Origin of the sequence: Kitasatospora sp. MBT63 (assembly GCF_000710465.2) — a bacterium.
In the GTDB taxonomy this organism is placed as follows: Bacteria; Actinomycetota; Actinomycetes; order Streptomycetales; family Streptomycetaceae; genus Kitasatospora.
In genome coordinates, this window is record NZ_JAIZ01000678.1 from 31,168 (window position 1) to 32,284 (window position 1,117).

Sequence of the window (1,117 nt, forward strand, 5' to 3'; positions counted from 1 at the left end):
CCGAGCACCAGCCCGTACAGAGTCGGGGTGAGCGGCACGAGACCGCCCCGGGTGAGCAGGTAGTGCGCGCCGCCGGGCCCGTCGAAGAGCTGGCCGACCCTGGTCGGCTTCCCGCCCAGCGTGGGCCCCGCCTCGCCCCGTCCCGGGACGGGCGGTGCGGCGAGGTCCGGCCCGGCGGGCAACGCGTCCAGCAGGCCGGGCCGGACGGGCAGGGGGGTCGATCCCCCGTAGCCGAGCGCCTGCAGTGCCTGGTTCCCGGTGTCGACCCGCAACTGCTGGCCCTGCCAGAGCAGATGCACGGAACCGTCCGGCAGGGAGACCAGCAGCCCCTGGTCCCTGGTCAGGACCCGCCCCTCGGCGGAAGGGTCCACCACGAGGCCCAGCCGGGGAACCGGCGTGCCGGACGGGCCCGGCCGGGCGGTGCCGCAGACCAGCCAGACGCCCCCCGCCAGGTCGGCCGCCTGCGGCAGGCCGTCGGGGGCGCCGACGATTCCGATCGGCGCGCCGCGCGGGGCGTCCGCGAGCGAGCTCCGGCTGACCTGACGCACCGCCATCCGGTCGCCGGCCACCAGTCGGGCACTGGCGTCGTTCAGCACCGGGTGCAACTGTCCACCGACGTAGAGGTAGCGGGCACCGGTCTCATCGACCACCACGAGGGTGCCGGGTGTGGCCCAACTGTCGTTGCCCCCGGGGCTGATCATGCCGTACACGGCGATTCCCAGTCCGGCCAGCACCGCCAGTGCCAGCCCCGTCATGGTGCCCCGGACGGTCCGCCCGTTGGGGGTGTCCGGCGCGTCGGGTTCCGCGCGCAGCATGCCCGAGGCCATCCTGCTGAGCACGAACATGTGCGCCTGCACCTGGTCACGACGGGACTGCATCCGGTTCCTTCCCGGCTCACGGGGCGCGTTCTCGGCTTCACCGGACGCGCGTCCTGCACGTCCTCTCCTGTGTCACGGGCCGTGGGCGCCGCACGGTTCACCGGGCCCGAAGGCACCGGCCCGGGCGGGCCCGGTGAACCCTGGGGCGGCCGGGGGCCGTAGAACCCGGCGATGAGTGCCTTCCGTTCCGGCTCCGCCACCGGCGACGCCCCGCAGCCCGACCCGCCCCGCCGACGGTT

The 1,117-nt window shown here is 75.3% G+C and carries 1 protein-coding gene; it reads right to left on the reverse strand.

Annotated features, from left to right (window positions below):
- The coding region (gene eccB, locus AA75_RS35740) for a type VII secretion protein EccB (protein ID WP_033824554.1) at positions 1-878 on the reverse strand (878 nt) is incomplete at its 3' end.
- Between the last annotated feature and the right edge of the window lie 239 nt (positions 879-1,117).